This is a genomic window from Pseudomonas sp. HMSC08G10, assembly GCF_001808425.1.
GTDB classification, from domain to species: domain Bacteria; phylum Pseudomonadota; class Gammaproteobacteria; order Pseudomonadales; family Pseudomonadaceae; genus Aquipseudomonas; species Aquipseudomonas guariconensis.
Genome location: NZ_KV793283.1, coordinates 36,959 through 55,444, shown reverse-complemented (window position 1 = coordinate 55,444; position 18,486 = coordinate 36,959). Strand labels below are relative to the sequence as shown.

Annotated in this window: 14 protein-coding genes; 4 read left to right on the top strand and 10 right to left on the bottom strand. The window is 64.6% G+C overall.

Going from position 1 to position 18,486, the window contains the following annotated elements; translation table 11 throughout:
* A partial coding sequence (locus tag HMPREF3173_RS24665; protein ID WP_256543669.1) for a DEAD/DEAH box helicase occupies positions 1-1,420 on the top strand: 1,420 nt, incomplete at its 5' end.
* Positions 1,421-1,485: 65 nt separating this feature from the next.
* Here the strand turns inward: HMPREF3173_RS24665 and HMPREF3173_RS00570 are convergent.
* The 3 genes from HMPREF3173_RS00570 to HMPREF3173_RS00560 form a co-directional block, all read right to left on the bottom strand.
* Complete coding sequence (locus HMPREF3173_RS00570; protein ID WP_043207221.1) at positions 1,486-2,064, bottom strand: YceI family protein; 579 nt, start codon at positions 2,062-2,064, stop codon at positions 1,486-1,488.
* 34 nt (positions 2,065-2,098) lie between these two features.
* On the bottom strand, positions 2,099-2,650 hold the full coding sequence (locus tag HMPREF3173_RS00565) for a cytochrome b (RefSeq protein ID WP_070571086.1): 552 nt from the start codon (positions 2,648-2,650) through the stop codon (positions 2,099-2,101).
* Between the two features lie 291 nt (positions 2,651-2,941).
* A complete protein-coding gene (locus tag HMPREF3173_RS00560; RefSeq protein ID WP_070571085.1) occupies positions 2,942-4,801 on the bottom strand; it encodes a flavin monoamine oxidase family protein in 1,860 nt (619 codons plus the stop codon).
* 230 nt (positions 4,802-5,031) lie between these two features.
* On the opposite strand from HMPREF3173_RS00560, the gene HMPREF3173_RS00555 reads away from it, so the two are divergent.
* Entirely contained in the window at positions 5,032-6,438 is a 1,407-nt protein-coding gene (locus HMPREF3173_RS00555) for an adenosylmethionine--8-amino-7-oxononanoate transaminase (protein ID WP_070571084.1), read from the top strand.
* A gap of 144 nt (positions 6,439-6,582) precedes the next feature.
* Positions 6,583-7,302, top strand: a complete 720-nt coding sequence (locus tag HMPREF3173_RS00550; protein ID WP_070571083.1) for a 16S rRNA (uracil(1498)-N(3))-methyltransferase — start codon at positions 6,583-6,585, stop codon at positions 7,300-7,302.
* Here HMPREF3173_RS00550 and HMPREF3173_RS00545 read toward each other — a convergent pair.
* The 7 genes from HMPREF3173_RS00545 to HMPREF3173_RS00515 form a co-directional block, all read right to left on the bottom strand.
* Entirely contained in the window at positions 7,299-7,916 is a 618-nt protein-coding gene (locus HMPREF3173_RS00545; protein ID WP_043207212.1) for a PAQR family membrane homeostasis protein TrhA, read from the bottom strand. The genes HMPREF3173_RS00550 and HMPREF3173_RS00545 overlap by 4 nt on opposite strands.
* Before the next feature lie 110 nt (positions 7,917-8,026).
* A complete protein-coding gene (locus tag HMPREF3173_RS00540) occupies positions 8,027-8,488 on the bottom strand; it encodes a chemotaxis protein CheW (RefSeq protein ID WP_043207211.1) in 462 nt (153 codons plus the stop codon).
* Complete coding sequence (locus HMPREF3173_RS00535; protein ID WP_070571082.1) at positions 8,481-13,766, bottom strand: Hpt domain-containing protein; 5,286 nt, start codon at positions 13,764-13,766, stop codon at positions 8,481-8,483. The genes HMPREF3173_RS00540 and HMPREF3173_RS00535 overlap by 8 nt, the downstream gene beginning before the upstream one ends.
* Positions 13,767-13,776: 10 nt before the next feature.
* Entirely contained in the window at positions 13,777-15,780 is a 2,004-nt protein-coding gene (locus HMPREF3173_RS00530; RefSeq protein WP_256543695.1) for a methyl-accepting chemotaxis protein, read from the bottom strand.
* 71 nt (positions 15,781-15,851) lie between these two features.
* Positions 15,852-16,406: a chemotaxis protein CheW gene (locus tag HMPREF3173_RS00525; RefSeq protein WP_043207204.1), complete on the bottom strand. Its 555-nt coding sequence runs from the start codon at positions 16,404-16,406 to the stop codon at positions 15,852-15,854.
* A complete protein-coding gene (gene pilH / locus HMPREF3173_RS00520; RefSeq protein WP_043207202.1) occupies positions 16,403-16,768 on the bottom strand; it encodes a twitching motility response regulator PilH in 366 nt (121 codons plus the stop codon). Before pilH ends, HMPREF3173_RS00525 begins: the two co-directional genes overlap by 4 nt.
* A 49-nt stretch (positions 16,769-16,817) precedes the next feature.
* Positions 16,818-17,219: a response regulator gene (locus tag HMPREF3173_RS00515; protein WP_043207200.1), complete on the bottom strand. Its 402-nt coding sequence runs from the start codon at positions 17,217-17,219 to the stop codon at positions 16,818-16,820.
* Between the two features lie 240 nt (positions 17,220-17,459).
* On the opposite strand from HMPREF3173_RS00515, the gene gshB reads away from it, so the two are divergent.
* Positions 17,460-18,413, top strand: a complete 954-nt coding sequence (gshB, locus tag HMPREF3173_RS00510) for a glutathione synthase (protein WP_043207196.1) — start codon at positions 17,460-17,462, stop codon at positions 18,411-18,413.
* Positions 18,414-18,486 lie beyond the last annotated feature (73 nt).

Here is an 18,486-nt window from a genome sequence, read left to right as displayed (position 1 = left end):
AGCCGACCGCATGCTCGACATGGGCTTCATCCACGACGTCAAGAAGGTCCTTTCCCGCCTGCCGGCCAAACGCCAGAACCTGCTGTTCTCGGCGACCTTCTCCAAAGACATCACTGACCTTGCCGACAAGCTGCTGCACAACCCCGAGCGCATCGAGGTCACGCCACCGAACACCACGGTCGAGCGTATCGAGCAACGTGTCTATCGCCTGCCGGCTAGCCACAAGCGTGCCCTGCTGGCCCACCTGATCACCCTCGGCGCCTGGGAGCAGGTGCTGGTATTCACCCGTACCAAGCATGGTGCCAACCGCCTGGCCGAGTACCTGGAAAAGCACGGCCTGAGCGCTGCCGCGATTCACGGCAACAAGAGCCAGAACGCCCGCACCAAGGCCCTGGCCGACTTCAAGGCCAACACCGTACGCGTGCTGGTCGCCACCGATATCGCCGCCCGCGGCCTGGATATCGACCAACTGCCTCACGTGGTCAACTTCGAGCTGCCTAATGTCGAGGAAGACTACGTCCACCGCATCGGCCGTACCGGTCGCGCGGGCCGTTCGGGCGAAGCCATCTCCATGGTCGCGCCGGATGAAGAAAAACTGCTCAAGAGCATCGAGCGGGTCACCAAGCAGAAGATCCCGGATGGCGACCTGATGGGCTTCGACCCAAGCCAGGTGGAAGCCGAGAAGCCGGAAGTGCGCGAACGTCCGCAGAACAACGGTCGTGGTGGCCGCAATCAGCAGCGCGCCGAAGGCAGCAAGGACGGCAGCGGCGGTCGTAAGGACAAAGGCAAGGATAAAGGCAAGGCCAAGCAGCACACCGCCGAGAAGCCAGCCGAACAGGAAAAGTCCGGCGAGAAATCCCAGCAACAGCGCAAGCCGCGCAACAAGAAACCCCGCCAGCAGCAAGCGGCCCAAGGCCAGAGCGGCATGCCGTCGGTTCCGGTGGACCGTGATCCAGAAGAATTCCTGGACGACGACATCGACAACTTCGGCAACCGCGCCGACTACGTCAGCCCCTACCAGAACGCCAAGAACCAAGGCCGTAACCGTCGTCCAGGCGGTGGCCAGGGTCAAGGCCAAGGACAGGGCCAACGCAACGGTAGCGGCCAGCCACGCAACAATGGCGGCGGCCAGCGCAAAGGCCAAGGTCAGAGCCAGGGTCAAGGTTCCGGCGAGAAACGCACCCGCAACAACAACGGCGGTGCACGCCGCGACAATAATGGCGGCGGCCGCAACCGCTCCTCGAGCCGTGACGACTTCTCCCGTCAAGAGCCAGCCGTTCGCAGCCCGCGTGAAACCCATCAGCCGGTGATCATCCGCAAGGAGTCCAAGCTCGATCGCTATCCGACACCGGAGCAACTCGATGACTTGCCGAGCCGACCACGCGGTGAGCGTCCTGCTTTGCTGACCCGCAAGGGCTGAGCCCAGCACTCGCGCAAACGAAAACGCCGCCCAATGGGCGGCGTTTTTCGTCAGGGCAAAGCGAATTACTTCTGCTTCACGCCTTCGACGCTGATGTCCAGATCCAAGGTCTGGGAGGACGGGCCTGGGCCTTTGATGCCGAAGTCGTTCAGGTTCAGCGTGGTGGTGGCGTTGAAGCCGGCACGCTCGCCGCCCCATGGATCCTTGCCTTCGCCATTGAAGGTTGCCTTGAAGGTGACAGGTTTGGTCACGCCGTGCATGGTCAGATCGCCGGTCACGTCAGCGGTCTTTTCGCCAGTCGACTTGACGCTGGTGGAGACGAACTTGGCTTCCGGGTACTTCTTCACGTCCAGGAAGTCTGCGCTGGCGATGTGCTTGTCACGCTCGGCGTGGTTCGACCACAGGCTCGCGGTCTTCAGATTGACGGCGATCTTGCTGGCCTCAGGCTTGGCGCTGTCCCAAGTGAAGTTGCCGTCGAAGTCCTTGAAGGTACCGTGGATGAAGCTGTAACCCAGGTGGCTGATCTTCCAGTCGACGAACGCGTGCTGGCCTTCCTTGTCGATCTTGTACTCGGCAGCCATGGCCTGGCCGGCGGAGAGCAGTGCGGTACCGAGCGCCAGTGCGGCAAAAGTCTTTTTGAACATCCTTACTTCCTTCCTATGCAATTGAGGTAGAGAGTCAAGCTTTGCGGCCCAGCATACGGCTCAGGGTCGCGTCACGGTCGATGAAATGGTGTTTCAGAGCTGCCAAGGCGTGCAGGATGGCAAAAATCACCAGCCCCCAGGCCAGGTAGAGGTGAATGGCTCCGGCGGTATCCGCCTGATCGGGCAGGTCACTGACCAGCGCCGGAACCTCGAACCAGTCGAATACCGGAATGCCCACCCCATCAGCGGTGGAAATCAGGTACCCGGCAATCATCACGGCGAACAACCCAAGGTACAGCACCGCATGGCCAAGCTTCGCGGCCAGGCGGGTGAATGCGCCATGGGTGGCAGGTGCCGGTGGTGGAGGGCTGACGAAACGCCAAAGTACACGCAGCACCATCACCGCCAACAGCACCAGGCCGATGCTCTTGTGCAGGTCGGGCGCGGACTTGCGCCAGGGGCTGTAGTAGTCCAGGCCGACCATCCACAGACCGAGGCCGAACAGCCCGAAGACCGCCAGGGCCACGCCCCAATGCATGACGATACTGACCAGGCCGTAGCGAGAAGCAGAGTTGCGCAGTTGCATGTTGGCGTGATTCTCCGTGAAAGCTGTGCACAGACTAACGCGTAACGTATCGAAAGAAAGCGGAAAAATTCGCTCGGGATTATCGACAAATACGATAGGTATTTTGGAAGTTTCCTATTAAGGAAACATTAACGATAGATGTTCAGCGGCAGGTTGTCGTAGTGCGGCATAAACCCGCCCCCAAAGGGTTTGCAATGTTCTCAAAAACTACGCAATCCGAGTGGGAGCGGGTTTACCCGTAAAAAAGGCACTGATAGCTCTGGAAGCGGGCCCCGCGAGGAGCCCGAGTACTCAGCCCGCCTTGGCCTGGGTATTGGCCAGCGGCTTTTTCACAGGCTCGGATTTGGCCGTGGTCTTCTTCACTGGCGCAGGCTTGTGGGCCTGTTTGGCGGACGGCTTGTGGGTCTGGGCGGGCTTGGCCGGTGCAGCCTTGCTCGCTGCGGGCTTGACGGGCTCCTCCTTGGCCACGGGCGCTGGGGCAGGCGCAGGCGTAGGCTCTGGCGCCACCACCGGTGCGACCTCGTCAGCCTTGGCGATCGGCGCAGCCTTGGTCTGGGCCTTGTCGCCGCCACCGAACAGGCGCGAGAAGAAGCCTGGCTTGTCCTGCTTGGCTTCTTCAGCCTTCACCGCGTCCGCCTTGGCAGTCGCTTTGGCAGGTGCCTTGTCGGAGGAGCCCCCGAACAGATTGGAGAAGAATCCACCCTTGTCCTTCGCGGCGACCGCGCCCGCTGCGGCTGCGGCGGCAACCGGTGCAGCCTTGGCCGGATCGAACGACTTGCCGGCCGCCAGGTCCTGCACCTGGCTGGCGGCACGCTGGCCACTGCGCAGCGCGCCTTCCAGGGTGCCGGGATAGAGTGCATCGGTGTGCTCGCCGGCGAAGGTCATGCGTTGCACCGGACGCTCCCACAGGCGCCAATACTTGCTGATCTGGCCTGGGCCATAGGCCAGGTAGGCGCCGCCAGTACCGGCGTCGGTGCTGTAGCGGCGCACTTCGTAGCCGGTGAACGCACCCCGGGCCTGCGGATAGAACGCGTGCAGTCGAATCAGCACCTGATCGACCATCTGCTTGTCGCCAAAGGCCTGCAGCAGGCGGGCATTGTCACCCGAGAGGTTGATCACCACGTTGGCGCCCCCCTTGAGCGCAGGCTCGATCCACAGCATGCCGAGACCGGCATTACTGAAGATCTCGCCGGACATGCGCGCACGGCTTTCCCAGACCGGCTTCTTGAACTTGAGCATCATCTGGTCGCGCCAACCGTAGTTGGTGCCCTTCAAGGCCGCCAGGTGCTGGCTGTCCAGTCCCGGGGTCATCTGGATCTTCGCCAGTGCGCGCAGCGGCACGGCCATGACCAGGTAATCGGCTTGGTAGCCGACGCTGCCGACCTTGACCGTCACACCTTTGCTGTCCTGGACGATCGAGGTGACCGGCGAGCTGGTCTTGATGGTCTTGAGTTGCTTGACGAAGGCCTGCGCCAGCACCGGGCTGCCGCCTGGCAGGCGGGCAGCGCGCAGGTCACGATCACTGATACCGCGGTAGACCCGGTTCTGCTGGGCGAAATAGAGCAGCGACAGACGCGACGGCTCGTCGTAACGGGTGCGGATCTGCTGGTTGATCAATTGCCGTGCCGTGGCAGGCAGCTGCAGTTTGTCCAGCCAGGTAGAGACGTTCATCTGGTCGAGGGCAAACAAGGTGCTGGTGGCGGCCGGGTTCAGCGGGTCCTCGATCGAACGGGCCAGATCATCGAGGGTCTTCTCGTAACGCTTGAGCGCATCGGCGGTGGCCGGTTGCTTGGTGGCCAGATCGCTGGCGCTGAAATACTCGCCGTCGATCAGGTAGCCGGGGGTGCGTACGAATTCAGGCGCGGGCAGTGTTTCAAGCTTGAAACGGTCCAGGTACTGGTTGAGCACCGGCTGGCTCTTGCCGTTGCCGATCCACTCGCTGGTGGCCAGGCCCGAACGGCCGCCCATGCCGGACTTGGCCTCCAGCAGCGTGACCTGCCAGCCTTTGTTCTGCAGCTCATAGGCCGCGGTCAGGCCTGCCAGGCCCCCGCCCACGACGATCGCCGTGGGGCTCGTGTCCTTGGCCAGCGCGGCACCGCTGGAGACACCAATCAATACCAACGCGCACAGGCGCACCCAAGCAGCAGCCATGTTGGCGAACTCCGGATCAGAAGTGACAGAAAAGAGGGGAGAGTGCCCCTGGGACGAGATGCGTTAAGAATACGTCAGGTCTCCAGACCCTGCCAGCGTAGTGACATCAAGTGCTTGCCAGCACAGGAAATTTAATTTTCGACGCAATCACGCGCTGCGCGTCGGTTGTCCTGCGCGGCCCCATTGCTTAGGCTTGTCGGCCTCAGCACGCCCCGCCAGGAGATCTGCCCATGGGCCTCAACCAACAGTGGATGCAACGTGACCTCAAGGTCCTGTGGCACCCCTGCACCCAGATGAAAGACCACGAGCAGCTGCCGCTGATCCCGATCCGCCGTGGTGAAGGCGTGTGGCTGGAGGACTTCGAAGGCAAGCGCTACCTGGACGCCGTCAGTTCCTGGTGGGTCAATGTGTTCGGCCACGCCAATCCGCGCATCAACCAGCGCATCAAGGACCAGGTCGATCAGCTCGAGCACGTGATCCTGGCCGGCTTCAGCCACCAGCCGGTCATCGAGCTGTCCGAACGCCTGGTGGCCATGACACCGGCGGGGCTGGACCGGGTGTTCTACGCCGACAACGGCTCGTCGTGCATCGAAGTGGCGCTGAAAATGAGCTTCCACTACTGGCAGAACAAGGGCCAGGTGAACAAGAAGCGCTTCGTCACCCTGACCAACAGCTATCACGGAGAAACCATCGCCGCCATGTCGGTGGGCGACGTGCCGCTGTTCACCGAGACCTACAAGGCGTTGCTGCTCGACACCATCAAGGTGCCGAGCCCGGACTGCTACCTGCGCCCCGAAGGCATGGGCTGGGAAGAGCACTCACGCAACATGTTCGCGCTCATGGAACAGACCCTGGCCGAGCACCACGCCAGCCTCGCCGCCGTGATCGTCGAGCCGCTGATTCAGGGCGCTGGCGGGATGCGCATGTACCACCCGGTATACCTCAAGCTGCTGCGCGAGGCCTGCGACCGCTATGGTGTGCACCTGATCCACGACGAAATCGCCGTAGGCTTCGGCCGCACAGGGACGATGTTCGCCTGCGAACAGGCCGGGATCCGCCCCGACTTCCTGTGCCTGTCCAAGGCTCTGACCGGCGGATACCTGCCGCTGGCCGCTTGCCTGACCACCGATGATGTCTACCAGGCGTTCTACGATGATTACCCGACCCTGCGGGCGTTCCTCCATTCGCACAGCTACACGGGCAACCCGCTGGCCTGCGCCGCGGCCCTGGCGACGCTGGACATCTTCGAGCAAGACAACGTGATCGAGGCCAACAAGGCCCTGTCGGCACGCATGGCCAGCGCCACTGCACACCTGGCCGACCATGCCCATGTCGCCGAGATCCGCCAGACCGGTATGGCCCTGGCCATCGAGATGGTCCAGGACAAAACCAGCAAGACTGCCTACCCCTGGCAGGAGCGGCGCGGCCTGAAGGTCTTCGAACACGCCCTGACCCGCGGCGCGCTGCTGCGACCACTGGGCAGCGTGGTGTATTTCCTGCCGCCCTACGTGATCACCCCGGAGCAGATCGATTTCCTGGCCGAAGTGGCCAGCGAAGGCATCGACATCGCCACCCGCGACAGCGTCAGCGTGGCGGTGCCGGCCAACTTCCACCCCGACTTCCGCGATCCGGGCTAACCCTGAGGCTCGCCTCGCCCCCTGTGGAAGCGGGTTCATCTGCGAATGCGGATCGAGGATTTCCCCTCGCATTCGCCAGTAAATCGCAGCGGCCCAACGCCGCTTCCACGGGGACGATGTCCATTTCATTTCCTGAGCAAAGCCATGAGACTGTCCCGCTTCTTCATCGACGCCCCCCTGAGCCTCGGCGAGCACGAGTTGCCCGAAGCCCAGGCCCACTACATTGGCCGCGTGCTGCGCATGGCGCCCGGAGACGCTGTGCAACTGTTCGACGGCAGTGGCCAGGAGTTTCGTGGCCAGTTGCTCGAGGTCGGCAAGAAATCCGTGCGCGTCACCCTGGACCAGGCCTTGCCCGGCCAGGCCGAGTCCCCGTTGCATGTCCACCTGGGCCAGGGCCTGTCCCGCGGCGAGCGGATGGACTGGGCGATCCAGAAGGCCACCGAGCTTGGCGCCAACGCGATCACCCCAATCGTCAGCGAACGCTGCGAAGTGCGCCTGAAGGACGAACGCGCCGACAAGCGCCTGGCCCATTGGCGGCAAGTGGCGATCAGCGCGTGCGAACAGTGCGGCCGCTCGACGCTGCCGGTGATCCACCCGCCGGTGACCCTGGCCGAGTGGCTCAAGGATACCGAGGCCGACCTCAAGCTGGTGCTGCACCCGGTCGCTGAACCGCTGACCAGCCACGCACGCCCCGCCCGCCTGGCATTCCTGATCGGCCCCGAAGGCGGCTTGAGCGACGCCGAAGTCGACCAGGCCAAGACCGCCGGCTTCCACGCCGCACGCCTTGGCCCACGGGTACTGCGCACCGAGACCGCGCCGGTCGTGGCGCTGTCGGTGGCCCAGCAGCTGTGGGGCGACTTCTAACGCACGTAGAAGAACACCGCGACGAAGTGCATGAGACTGCCGGCGATGACGAACAGGTGCCAGATGCCATGCCAATGGCGAAAGCGGCTGTCGAAGGCGAAGAACAGGATGCCGATGGTGTAGAACGCACCGCCGGCCGCCAGCCAGGCGAAGCCGGCGCCGCCCAGGCTCTGCAGCAACGGCTTGACCGCCACCAGGACGATCCAGCCCATCACCGCATAGATGATGATCGACAGCACCCGCGCCTCGGAGCGCGGCTTGATCTCCTGGAGCATGCCGATCAAGGCCAGGCCCCAGACCACGCCGAACAGGCTCCAGCCCCAGGGGCCGCGCAGGCTGACCAGACAGAACGGCGTGTAGCTGCCGGCGATGAGCAGGTAGATCGACAGGTGATCGAGCTTGCGCATGATCACCTTCGCCCGCCCACGGGTGCTGTGGTAGAGCGTTGAGATGCTGTAGAGCAGCAGTAGAGTGCTGCCGTAGATGGAAAAGCTGACGATCTTCCACGGATCGCCCTGCAATCCGGCCACGACGATCAGCCAGATGGCACCGATACAGGCCAGCACGGCACCGACCAGGTGCGTCCAGGCGTTGAAGCGTTCACCGTAATACATGCAAACACTGACCTCCCTGACAGCTTCAAGTTTCAAGCTGTAAGCCTCAAGCAAAGCACGGGGACGCCCCCGACACAGCTAGCTTGCCGCTTGAAGCTTACAACTTGAAGCTAGTGAAGATCCGCGTCACGCACCATGCGCTCCAGCGCCGCCAGGTCAGGTACCCGCGCCACCTGCTCGCCGACCTGCACCGCCGCCAGCTCCAGGCTCGCCAAGGGGACATCCACATAGTTGAGCTGGCTGTCCAGCTTGCAGGAGCGTGGGATGTCCTGCAGTAGCAACGCCAGGTAGCGCAGGCCGGTATCGCCCAGCGCGTTGAGCACCACCACCCGTGCCCGCTCGCCACAAACGGTCTCGCCGCCACAGGCGGCCTCCAGGCCGATCAGCGGCAAGCGCTGCTGACGCCAGTCGATCCAGCCCAGGTGCCAGGCCGGGTCGCCCGCCTGGCAGGCGAAGGTGCGCTGGCCGATCAGCTCGGCCACCGCCACATTGGGCAGCACCAGGGTGCGGTCGCTCAAAGGCAGTAGCAGACCGGTCAGGCTGCTGCGCTGGCCGGCGATGTATTCAAGCATGGGGTTGGCTCCAATGGGCGATGCTCTGCAACAGGACCGACTCCTGATAAGGCTTGCCCAAGTAGTCGTTGACGCCGATGGCCATGGCCCTGTCGCGGTGTTTCTGGCCGGTACGCGAGGTGATCATGATGATGGGCAGATCCTTCAGACGGGCATCGCGGCGGATGCGCGTGGCCACCTCGAAGCCGTCCATGCGCGGCATCTCGATGTCCAGCAGCAGCACATCGGGGCGGTGCTCCTCCAGCAAGGCCATGGCATCCACACCGTCCTTGGCCGTCAGCACACTCATACCGTGGCGCTCCAGTAGACGACTGGTGACTTTGCGCACGGTGACCGAGTCGTCCACCACCATCACCAGCAGACGCTGACGCGGTGCCGGGCCAAACACCGGACGCGGCCCCCCGTAGCCACCCGGCAGGCGCGCCAGACGCCGCTGCTGCCCGCGCAACTGGCCGAGCAAATCGAGAATCAGCACTACCCGGCCATCCCCCAGCAAGGTCGCGCCGGACAGCCCAGGCACCGCCGCGAACTGCGGCCCCAGGCTCTTGACCACAATCTCTCGGCTTGGCGACAGGCTGTCCACCTGGATGGCGAACGACTGCTCCTGGGAATGCACCAGCAACACCGGCAACGGCACGCTCTGCCCCAGCAGACTTGGCCGAGGCACACCGCCTTGGAGCACCTCCCCGAGATAGCGCAGGTCGTACTCGTGACCGGCATAGGCATAGCGCGGTGCGCTCAGCTGGTAACAAGCCTCAAGCTCAGCGGGCGGCACGCGCACGATGCCTTCGATGGTATTGAGCGGGATTGCGTACTGCTCCTCGCCCAGGTGCACCATCAGTGCTCGGTTCACCGACACGGTGAACGGCAAGCGGATCAAGAATCGCGCGCCCTTGCCCGGGCTCGACTCGATGCTCATCGAGCCACCCAACTGCTTGACCTCCTCATGCACCACGTCCATCCCCAGGCCCCGGCCAGAGATCTGGGTGATCTTCTCAGCGGTAGAGAAGCCCGGACGCAGGATGAATTGCAGGATCTCGTGATCGCTCAAGTACGCTTGCGGGTCCAGCAGGCCACGCTTGATGGCCTTGTTGCGCACCGCCTCCAGGGGCACTCCGGCCCCGTCGTCGCTCATCTCGATGACGATATCGGCGCCTTCATGCAGCAAGTTCAGATGGATGGTGCCCTGCTCCGGCTTGCCCGCCGCCAGACGCGCTTCGCGCGACTCCAGGCCGTGGTCCACGGCGTTGCGCAACATGTGCTCCAGAGGCGCCACCATGCGCTCGAGCACGCTGCGATCCAGCTCGCCTTCGGCGTTGCCCACCACCAGTTCGACCTGCTTGCCCAGCTCGCTGGCCACCTGGCGGACCACCCGCTGCAGACGCGGTACCAAGCGTTCGAAGGGCACCATCAAGGTGGCCGTGAGACCTTCTTGCAATTGACTGTTCACCCGCGCCTGCTGCTGAAGCAGGCTGTAGGCTTCCTGGGCACGCTGGGCGAGGGTTTCCTTGAGGTCGAGCAGGTCCGAAGCCGACTCGAACAACGCCTGGGACAACTGCTGCAACTGGGAATGACGGTCCATCTCCAGCGGGTCGAAATCCTCGTACGCATCGCCCTCGGCCTGGTAGCGGCTGGACATCCGTCCCTGGGTCTCGATATCCAGGCGCAGCAGCTGGTCGCGCATGCGCTCGAGCGTTGTTTCCATCTCGTTGAGGGCGAATTGGGCATCGTTGACCTGCTGCTCGATGCGCCCGCGAATAACAGAGTGCTCACTGGCCAGGTTGCCCAAATCGTCCAGCAGCTCGGCGTCCACCTTGACCATGTCGCCTGGCGCGCGCTCCGGCGCGGCGGCCGGCGCCTCCGGCGACGGCGCTTCGACCGGGGCCTGGCCGGCCGCGCTGTCGGTCAACGCGGCGCTGCTGAAGTTGCGGATATAGTCGATCAGCGCCGTGGCTGCGTGCAGGGGCTGGCCGAGGCGCACGGCGTCGAGCATGTGTGCCAGACGGTCATGGCAGTTTTGCAGCAGGGAGAACAGCGCCGGGCTCGGCGGCAAGCGGCCGGCGGCGAGCAGTTCGTACAAGAATTCCAGCTCATGGGCCAGATCGCCGATAGCGGCGATCTCGACCATCCGCGCGCCCCCCTTGAGGGTATGCAGATCACGCAGCAGGTTCTCCACCTCGACGCTGTTACGTGGATCGGCCTGCCAGCGCGCCAGGGCCGCAGCGGCGCTTTCGACGATATCCGAACTTTCTTCGAGAAAGACTTCGAGCAGTTCATTATCGCTCGAGCGTTGGGCTTCGTCCGCCGCTGCCTCGACGGCAGCAGGCGCAGGTGGGGCATGGCGGTACTCGCGCAGCTCGCCTAGGAGCGCCGTTGCCGAAGCCGGCGCCTGCCCTTCGCGCAGCGCGTGCAGCATCTGCCCGAGGGTCTGGTGGCCGCGCCGCAACAGATCGAGCAGCTCGGCAGTAGCCCCCAGGCGGCGGTCCACAAGGCCCTCGTAAAGCGCGACCAGCGCGTGGGCCAACATCTCCACCGCACCCACGCCAGCCATCTGCGCACCGCCTTTGAGGGTCTGGAGGTCGTGCTGCAGGGTCGAAAGTGCCGAGTGGTTGTCCGGGTCCTGAGCCCATTGCGCCAATGCCTGATCGGCGCCATCGAGGATATCGCCCGCCTCGTCGAGGAACAGTTGCACCAGCGCAGGATCGTTCGCTGTCGGGTAGACCGCCAGCGGTGCCACCGCATCCTGGCCCACCACGCCTATGATCCCGGGGTCCAGGGCGTCGTCCAACAGGCCGCGCATGGCCGCGATGCAATCGACGCGGGCGCTGAGCGCCTGGCCGGCAGCTATTTCGTCGAACATGTCGAGCAGCGCCTCATGGGCCTGCTGGGCCAGGTCAAAGAATCGCGGGCTGGCGGCCAGACTGCCTTCTTCTACCGCACCATACAGGTCAAGCAACGCCTCGCAGACTTCATCCACCTGCCACAACTCGGCCAGGTACGCCGACTGGCCGAGGGTGGTCAACTCGTCCAGCAGCGTTTCCAAGACCGAGCGGTCGCCGGGTTGCGCCTGCCAACGCGACAGCAGCGCCTCGGCCTCGAGCAGGATATCCATGCCCTGGGTCAGGAACGCGGCGATTCGCTGCGGATCGCGCTTGGTTCGATGGTTGTGCTGTGGGTCCTGCTGCAGGAAGGCCAGGCGCACATCCACCGACTGCCCGACCTCCTCGATCAACTGCGCCGCCCCCGGGATAGGGGCCAACGGCGTGCTACCCAGTTGCGCAAGGCCGAGGTGGAACAAGGCGCGGGCCGCCTCCAGCCACTCCAGCTCCGCCACCTGCAAGGGCAGTTCGTGGCCTTTGTACTCGCGCACCAGACGGTCGAAGGCGGTGGCCAGCTCGGCGATCGGCATGACGCCCGCCATCGCCGCGCTGCCTTTCAAGGTATGCAGTGCACGCTGCAGGCTGTCGTTGACGGGCGTGCCATGGCCATCGGCATCGATCAGGAACGCCTCCAGGCTGGCGAGATGGCCTTGGGCCTCGTTGCCGAAGATCGCCAACAATTGTGGGTCGAGCCCGTCGACCTGCGCGGGCGCCGGCACATCATTGATCGCCAGGTGATGCAAGTGGCCGGCTAACGGCTCGACCTCGACCCGCGACGGCAGATGGCCCACAGCGAAGTCGGCAAGCAAGTCCGGGAGCCGGACGAACACCTGTTGCAGGGCCAGCACCCCTTCGGCGCCAAGGGTGATCCGCCCTTCCAGTACACGGTTGAGCAAGTGCTCGGCACCCCAGGCAAGCTCGGCCAGCGCTTCGGCATGGACCATGCGACCACTGCCTTTGAGGGTGTGCAGGGCTCGGCGCACCTCGACCAGGGCCTCGCGCAAGGCATTATCGGCGCGCCAGCGCAGCCAGTGGCGTTCGATTTCCGGAAGCAGCTCGCCGGCCTCTTCGAGGAAGACATCCCGCAATTCTTCATCGACCGCTTCGAACTCGACGCGAGCCTCGGCCTGCCCGCACGACACACCCAGCGCCGCCAGGTTGGCCCGCGCCCTGTCGATGAATGGTTGGGCATCGACCAGCGGATCGGCCACCCGCCATTGCACATAGCACTCGCCAGCGCTCAAGGCTTCGGCCAGATGCGCCAGCTCGTCTGCAGGTGGCGGCTGCTCCAGATGCGACAGCCAACCCTGCACATAACCTGCGCAGCCACCGAACACCTCGGCGGCCTCCGGCCACATGAGCATCGTCAGCGCGCCACGGATCTGGTGCAAAAGCCCCGGCAGCGGCTGCAAGCGCTCTGCCGGCCAGCCCGACTCCAGGCAATCGCCGATCAAGTCCTTGGCCTGTTGCAGCACCGCCAGGGACTCATTGAGCACCAACTGGCGGATCTCTGTCAGGTCCGCGCCCGGCAGGCCGCCTTGGCCGGTCTCCTCCAGCGGGCCGACCATCCCATTGAGGGTGGCCTCCACATACAGCAGGGCGCCGGCCACATCCATCAGCACGGCGTCGTCCACCGCCTGCTCGCCCTGGGCCAGGGCCTGCAGCACCAGCACTTGGTCGATGATCACCCGGCGCGGCTGCTGGAAGGCGAGCACCGCCAAGGTATCGGCGACCTGGCGCAACGGCGCCAGCAGGGCCTCCAGTTGCTCGCGCTGCTCACGATCGCCTCGCATGTACTGATCGAGGCGGTCCTTGATGCGCATCAGGTCATCGCACAGTGCCGTCACCACCGAGCGCAGGGCGTCGCGTCCGTGGCCGGCCTGCAAGTGTTCGCGCCAGTTGCCCAGGGACAGGTCCAGGTCCGCAAGGTCCGCCGCCCCAGCCAGACGCTGCGCCACGCCGCCGACCAGGCTGCCCTGGGGCAACGGCTCGACGCCACGGCAGCCGCGCAGTTGGTTGAGCAGCGGCACCACCACCAACGGCAGGTCGTGTCGTGAGCCGCGCAGCCGCTCCAGATACGGCGGCAATTGCTCAAGCCCGCGGAACAGCGCCCCCAGGCAGTCGCCCCGGGGGCTAACCTGACCATCGGCCATGGCCCGGCCCAACTGCTCCAATTCCTCGGCCAGGTGCGCCGCGCCGCGCAGTTCGAGCATGCGCAGGCAACCCTGGACCTGATGCAGGTTGTCGACAAAGAAAGCCAGCATCGCCGGGTCACCCGGTTCGCTGGCGAATCGCTCCAGGGCCTGGCGGGCCTGGCCCAGGCAATCGAGGATCGGCGCCTTGACCCACGCCAAGGCGACGGTGTCGTGGCGCTCGGGGCTCACTGCTGAAGCAGCCATCAGTCGCTCCTCAACGCCGCTCGGCGGGTGCCGGCAAGGTAAAGCCGGACACCGAGCGACGCATCTCGCTGGCCATGCGCGCCAAGTGGCGGATGCTGTCGGCGGTGGCGCTGGAACCGGCCGAGGTCTGGGCGGTGATCTGCTGGATCACTGCCATGGTGTGGGAGATCTGCCCGGCCGAGGAGGTCTGTAACTGGGCTGCGTCGGAGATGCTGTGGATCAGCTCGGCGAGGGTCTGCGATACGCCTTCGATCTCGGCCAGCGCCACCCCGGCGTCCTGGGCCAGGCGCGCACCGCGCACCACCTCGGCGGTGGTCTGCTCCATGGAGATCACCGCCTCGTTGGTGTCGACCTGGATGGTCCGCACCAGCGCCTCGATTTGCCGAGTAGCCGACGAGGAGCGCTCGGCCAGGCGCTGCACTTCGTCGGCGACCACCGCAAAACCACGCCCGGCCTCGCCAGCGAGGGAGGCCTGGATCGCGGCATTGAGCGCAAGGATGTTGGTCTGGTCGGCAATGTCGTCGATCAGGCTGACGATATCGCCGATCTCCTGGGAAGACTCACCCAAGCGCTTGATCCGCTTGGCGGTGTCCTGGATCTGCTCGCGGATGTTGTCCATGCCGTGGATGGTGTTGTGCACCACCTCGTTGCCTTTGTTGGCAATGGCCACCGAACGCTCGGCCACCTTGGCCGATTCGTAGGCATGGGAGGACACCCGGTCGATCGACTCGACCATGTCGCCCACCGCCAGGGACGCCTCGCTGATCTGCTCGGCCTGGTGTTCGGAGGCCTTGGCCAGCTGGCGCGCGGTGTTCTGTGTGTCCTGCACGGCGGCGGCGACCTGCTCGGCACTGTGGTTGATGGTGGCCACCAGGTCGCGCAACTGGTCGACCGAATAGTTGATCGAATCGGCAATGGCGCCGGTGAAGTCCTCAGTGACCGACACCGTGACGGTGAGGTCGCCATCGGCCAGTTCCTCGATCTCGTCCAGCAGGCGCATGATCGCTTGCTGGTTGCGCTCGTTCTTCTCGGCAGTCTCGCGCAACTGGCGGTGGGTGGCGCGCACCATCACCAGGCCGATGAGGATGATCGAAGCCAGCGCCACCAACCCCAGCAGATAGCCACCGACAGTAGCCAGGGTGCGCCCGCTGGCCAGGTTCTCGAAGCTGTTGGCCAGGTGCGAGGCTTCATCGAGCAAGGTTTGCGACAGACTGAAGATATTGCCGGCCGCCTCGCGCACGCGCAGCAGTTCAGGCGACGTTTCAAGGATTTCGTCCACCGAGCCTGAGACGAACTGGAACAACTCGGCGATCTCGGCCAAGCGGGCGCGGGCATCGGCATCCTCGACCTTGGTCACGTGAATCGCCGGGTTACCACCGAGCATGCCTTCGAGCACCTGGCCGAAACGGCTGGCGTCGCGGCCAAAGGCGTCGGCTGCCTGTACCGAGGAGTCATCGCCGGCCAGCACGGTATTGACCGAACCCAGAATGCGCTCGGCCAACAGCAACTGACGTTGTGCCACCGCCACCTGACTCGCCGGTGCCCCGCTCTGCAGGAGGATTTCCACCACTTTTTCGTATTCGACCTGCAACTGAGGCACGGTCTCGGCCAGCGTCGCCGCCACTTGGTGCAGCGACAGCACGGTCTGCTCGCTGGCCAGGATGGTGTCGGTATTCTTGCGCAGGTTGTCCCAGTCCTGACGGACCGCGTCCATCTCGTCACGCACGGTCAGCGGCGCCGGCGGCAGCCCGGTGGCCTTGTCGCCCTCGCGCAGATAGCGCCAGCGCCGCTCGAAGTCATTGCGCGCATCGGACAGCAGCTTGAACGCCAGGGCCTTGCCGGCCGCCGCTTCGGTGGCGTTCTTGGCGATGCGCTGGGACAGCACGCGCAACTCGCCGGCGTGGCCGATGTACTGTTTGTCGTAGTTGGACTGGGTATTGAGGTACGCGAAGTTGGCGAACAGCAGGATGATCGCCAGGATGAGCACCAAAAACAGTGCGGTGATCTGCGCAATACTGCGGCTGCGCTGGCTTTCGGCAACCGGAGCGACGGGGGTGGCGGGTTTGTTCACGGTCGAAGCATCCTCTACAACGCCACGTCGAGAAAGCCTGGCGCCTGGGCCAGGGCGAACGGGCTGAAGATCGCCCAATTGCGTTCACGGGGAAAATGCCCCTGGACGAAGGGCGCCGCGGCACGCAGCAAGGGCTGCGGTGGCGACAGCTCCAGACTGCTCAGGGCAAAGTGTTGAAGGCCCAGGACTTCGTCCACCAACAGGCCGGCGAACAGTTCTTCGTGGTCCAGCACCAACACACGCCGCTGCTTGCCCGCCGCCGCAGGGCCTAGGCCGAAGAAGGCGCTCAAGTCCATAACCGGCAGCAGCCGGCCACGCAGATTGGCCACACCGCAGACCCAGGGCTGCACGCCGGGGACCCGGCTAGTGCGCGGCTCATGCAGGACCTCGGCGACTTCGCCCATGGGGGCCACGAACCACTGCCCGGCAATGCGAAACCCAATGCCGCTCCATTGCTGCAAGCGGGTGTCTTGCAAGGGCTGGTCCGCTACCAACAGGCGACAACGCCGGTCGATGTCCAGCAACAGCTCGAAGGCGGTCAGCGACGCGCCATGGGGGCGGGTGGTCAAGCCCCGAGCACTTCTTTGAGTTTGCTGATCAGGGCCGCCTCTTCCACAGGCTTGGTCAGGAAGTCGCGCGCGCCCTGGCGTGTGGCCCAGACCCGGTCGGTTTCCTGGTCCTTGGTGGTGACCACGATCACCGGAATGGCGCGGGTCTCAGGGTCCTTGCTCAGCTGACGGGTAGCCTGAAAACCATTCATGCCCGGCATGACGATGTCCATCAGCACCGCGTCGGGTTTCTCCTGACGGGCCAGGGCCACGCCATCGGCGCCGTTGTCGGCCTTGAGCACCTGGTGGCCATGCTTTTCCAGCCAGGCGGTCAGTCTGTACATCTCTGTCGGCGAATCGTCGACGATCAAAACTCGGGCCATGCTGTTTCCCCATTTAAAGGAAAAGAAGACGCCGCCAGGCGCGGCGGTGTCAGGGTGCGTGTTGTTCTTGCACGACGAAACCGGGCACATGAGCCCTGATCGCATCGAGCAGTTCTTCCTTGCTGAATGGCTTGGTCAGGAACTGGTCTGAGCCGACCACCCGACCGCGGGCCTTGTCGAACAGGCCGTCGCGCGAGGACAGCAGGATGACCGGGGTATCCTTGAAGGTGCTGTTCTGCTTGATCACCGCACAGGTCTGGTAGCCATCCAGGCGAGGCATCAGTACATCGACGAAGATGACCTGGGGCTTGTGGTCGACGATCTTGGCCAGGGCATCGAAACCATCACTGGCGGTGATCACCTCGCAGCCGGCCTCGCCGAGCAACATCTGTGCGGTGCGGCGGATCGTGCGCGAATCGTCGATCACCATCACCTTCAGGGGTTGTTCCATAGTTGCCTACCAGTGGGAATTAGCTGCAAGTTGCAAGCATCAAGCTTCGAGAAAAAGCGCGCCGACGCATGGCCGGCTTTTCTCAAGGCTTGTAGTTCAAGGCTTGCAGCTGCACTTTTAGCACACTCCGGATAGCCATTCCATCCGCCGAACCCCTTGACCATCGGCGCTCCCGGCGCCACCCTGAGCCACTTTTCTTTCGAATCACCGCGGCCCCGCGCCGCCAAGAGGAACCACCCCATGAGCGTTCGCCTCGGGATTGTCATGGACCCTATCGCGTCCATCTCCTACAAAAAGGACAGCTCGCTGGCCATGCTGCTGGCGGCCCAGGAACGTGGCTGGAGCCTGTTCTACATGGAGCAGCGCGACCTCTACCTGGGCGCCGGCCAGGCCCGGGCCCAGATGCGCCCCTTGAAGGTGTTCGCCGATCCGGCCCGCTGGTTCGAACTGGGCGAGGAGCAGGACAGCGCCCTGAGCGAGCTGGATGTGGTCCTGATGCGCAAGGATCCGCCCTTCGACATGGAGTTCGTCTACAGCACCTACCTGCTGGAGCAGGCCGAGCGCGAAGGCGTGCTGGTGGTCAACCGCCCGCAGAGCCTGCGCGATTGCAACGAGAAGCTGTTCGCCACCCAGTTCCCGCAGTGCATGGCGCCCACGCTGGTCAGCCGCCGCGTGGACATCCTGCGTGAGTTCGCCGACAGCCGTGGCGACGTGATCCTCAAGCCGCTGGACGGCATGGGCGGTGCCTCTGTGTTCCGCCACCGCAAGGACGACCCCAACCTGTCGGTGATCCTCGAGACCCTCACCCAGCATGGCACCCAGCAGATCATGGCCCAGGAATACCTGCCGCAGATCAAGGACGGCGACAAGCGCATCCTGATGATCGACGGCGAACCGGTGCCCTACTGCCTGGCGCGCATCCCGGCCAGCGGCGAGACCCGTGGCAACCTGGCCGCTGGCGGTCGTGGCGAAGCCCGCCCGCTGACCGAGCGCGATCGCTGGATCGCCGCCCAGGTTGGCCCGACCCTGCGCGAGAAGGGCCTGCTGTTCGTCGGCCTGGACGTGATCGGCGACTACCTGACCGAGATCAACGTCACCAGCCCGACCTGCATTCGCGAGATCGATGCCGCCTACGACACCCACATCGGCGCCCAGCTGATGGACGCCATTGATCGCAAGCTCAAGGCGCGCTGACCGAGGACACGTGGCAATGCCACGCAGTGGGGTATGATGCGCAGCTTCAAGCTGCAAGCTGCACGTACGGGCT

Bases quoted from the DNA above. Each gene is read 5' to 3' on its own strand.
- HMPREF3173_RS00545 (WP_043207212.1), bottom strand. From the start codon at position 7,916: ATGTATTACGGTGAACGCTTCAACGCCTGGACGCACCTGGTCGGTGCC.
- HMPREF3173_RS00540 (WP_043207211.1), bottom strand. From the start codon at position 8,488: ATGCTTGAATACATCGCCGGCCAGCGCAGCAGCCTGACCGGTCTGCTA.
- HMPREF3173_RS00560 (WP_070571085.1), bottom strand. From the start codon at position 4,801: ATGGCTGCTGCTTGGGTGCGCCTGTGCGCGTTGGTATTGATTGGTGTC.
- HMPREF3173_RS00565 (WP_070571086.1), bottom strand. From the start codon at position 2,650: ATGCAACTGCGCAACTCTGCTTCTCGCTACGGCCTGGTCAGTATCGTC.
- HMPREF3173_RS00515 (WP_043207200.1), bottom strand. From the start codon at position 17,219: ATGGAACAACCCCTGAAGGTGATGGTGATCGACGATTCGCGCACGATC.
- gshB (WP_043207196.1), top strand. From the start codon at position 17,460: ATGAGCGTTCGCCTCGGGATTGTCATGGACCCTATCGCGTCCATCTCC.
- HMPREF3173_RS00570 (WP_043207221.1), bottom strand. From the start codon at position 2,064: ATGTTCAAAAAGACTTTTGCCGCACTGGCGCTCGGTACCGCACTGCTC.
- pilH (WP_043207202.1), bottom strand. From the start codon at position 16,768: ATGGCCCGAGTTTTGATCGTCGACGATTCGCCGACAGAGATGTACAGA.
- HMPREF3173_RS00535 (WP_070571082.1), bottom strand. From the start codon at position 13,766: ATGGCTGCTTCAGCAGTGAGCCCCGAGCGCCACGACACCGTCGCCTTG.
- HMPREF3173_RS00555 (WP_070571084.1), top strand. From the start codon at position 5,032: ATGGGCCTCAACCAACAGTGGATGCAACGTGACCTCAAGGTCCTGTGG.
- HMPREF3173_RS00550 (WP_070571083.1), top strand. From the start codon at position 6,583: ATGAGACTGTCCCGCTTCTTCATCGACGCCCCCCTGAGCCTCGGCGAG.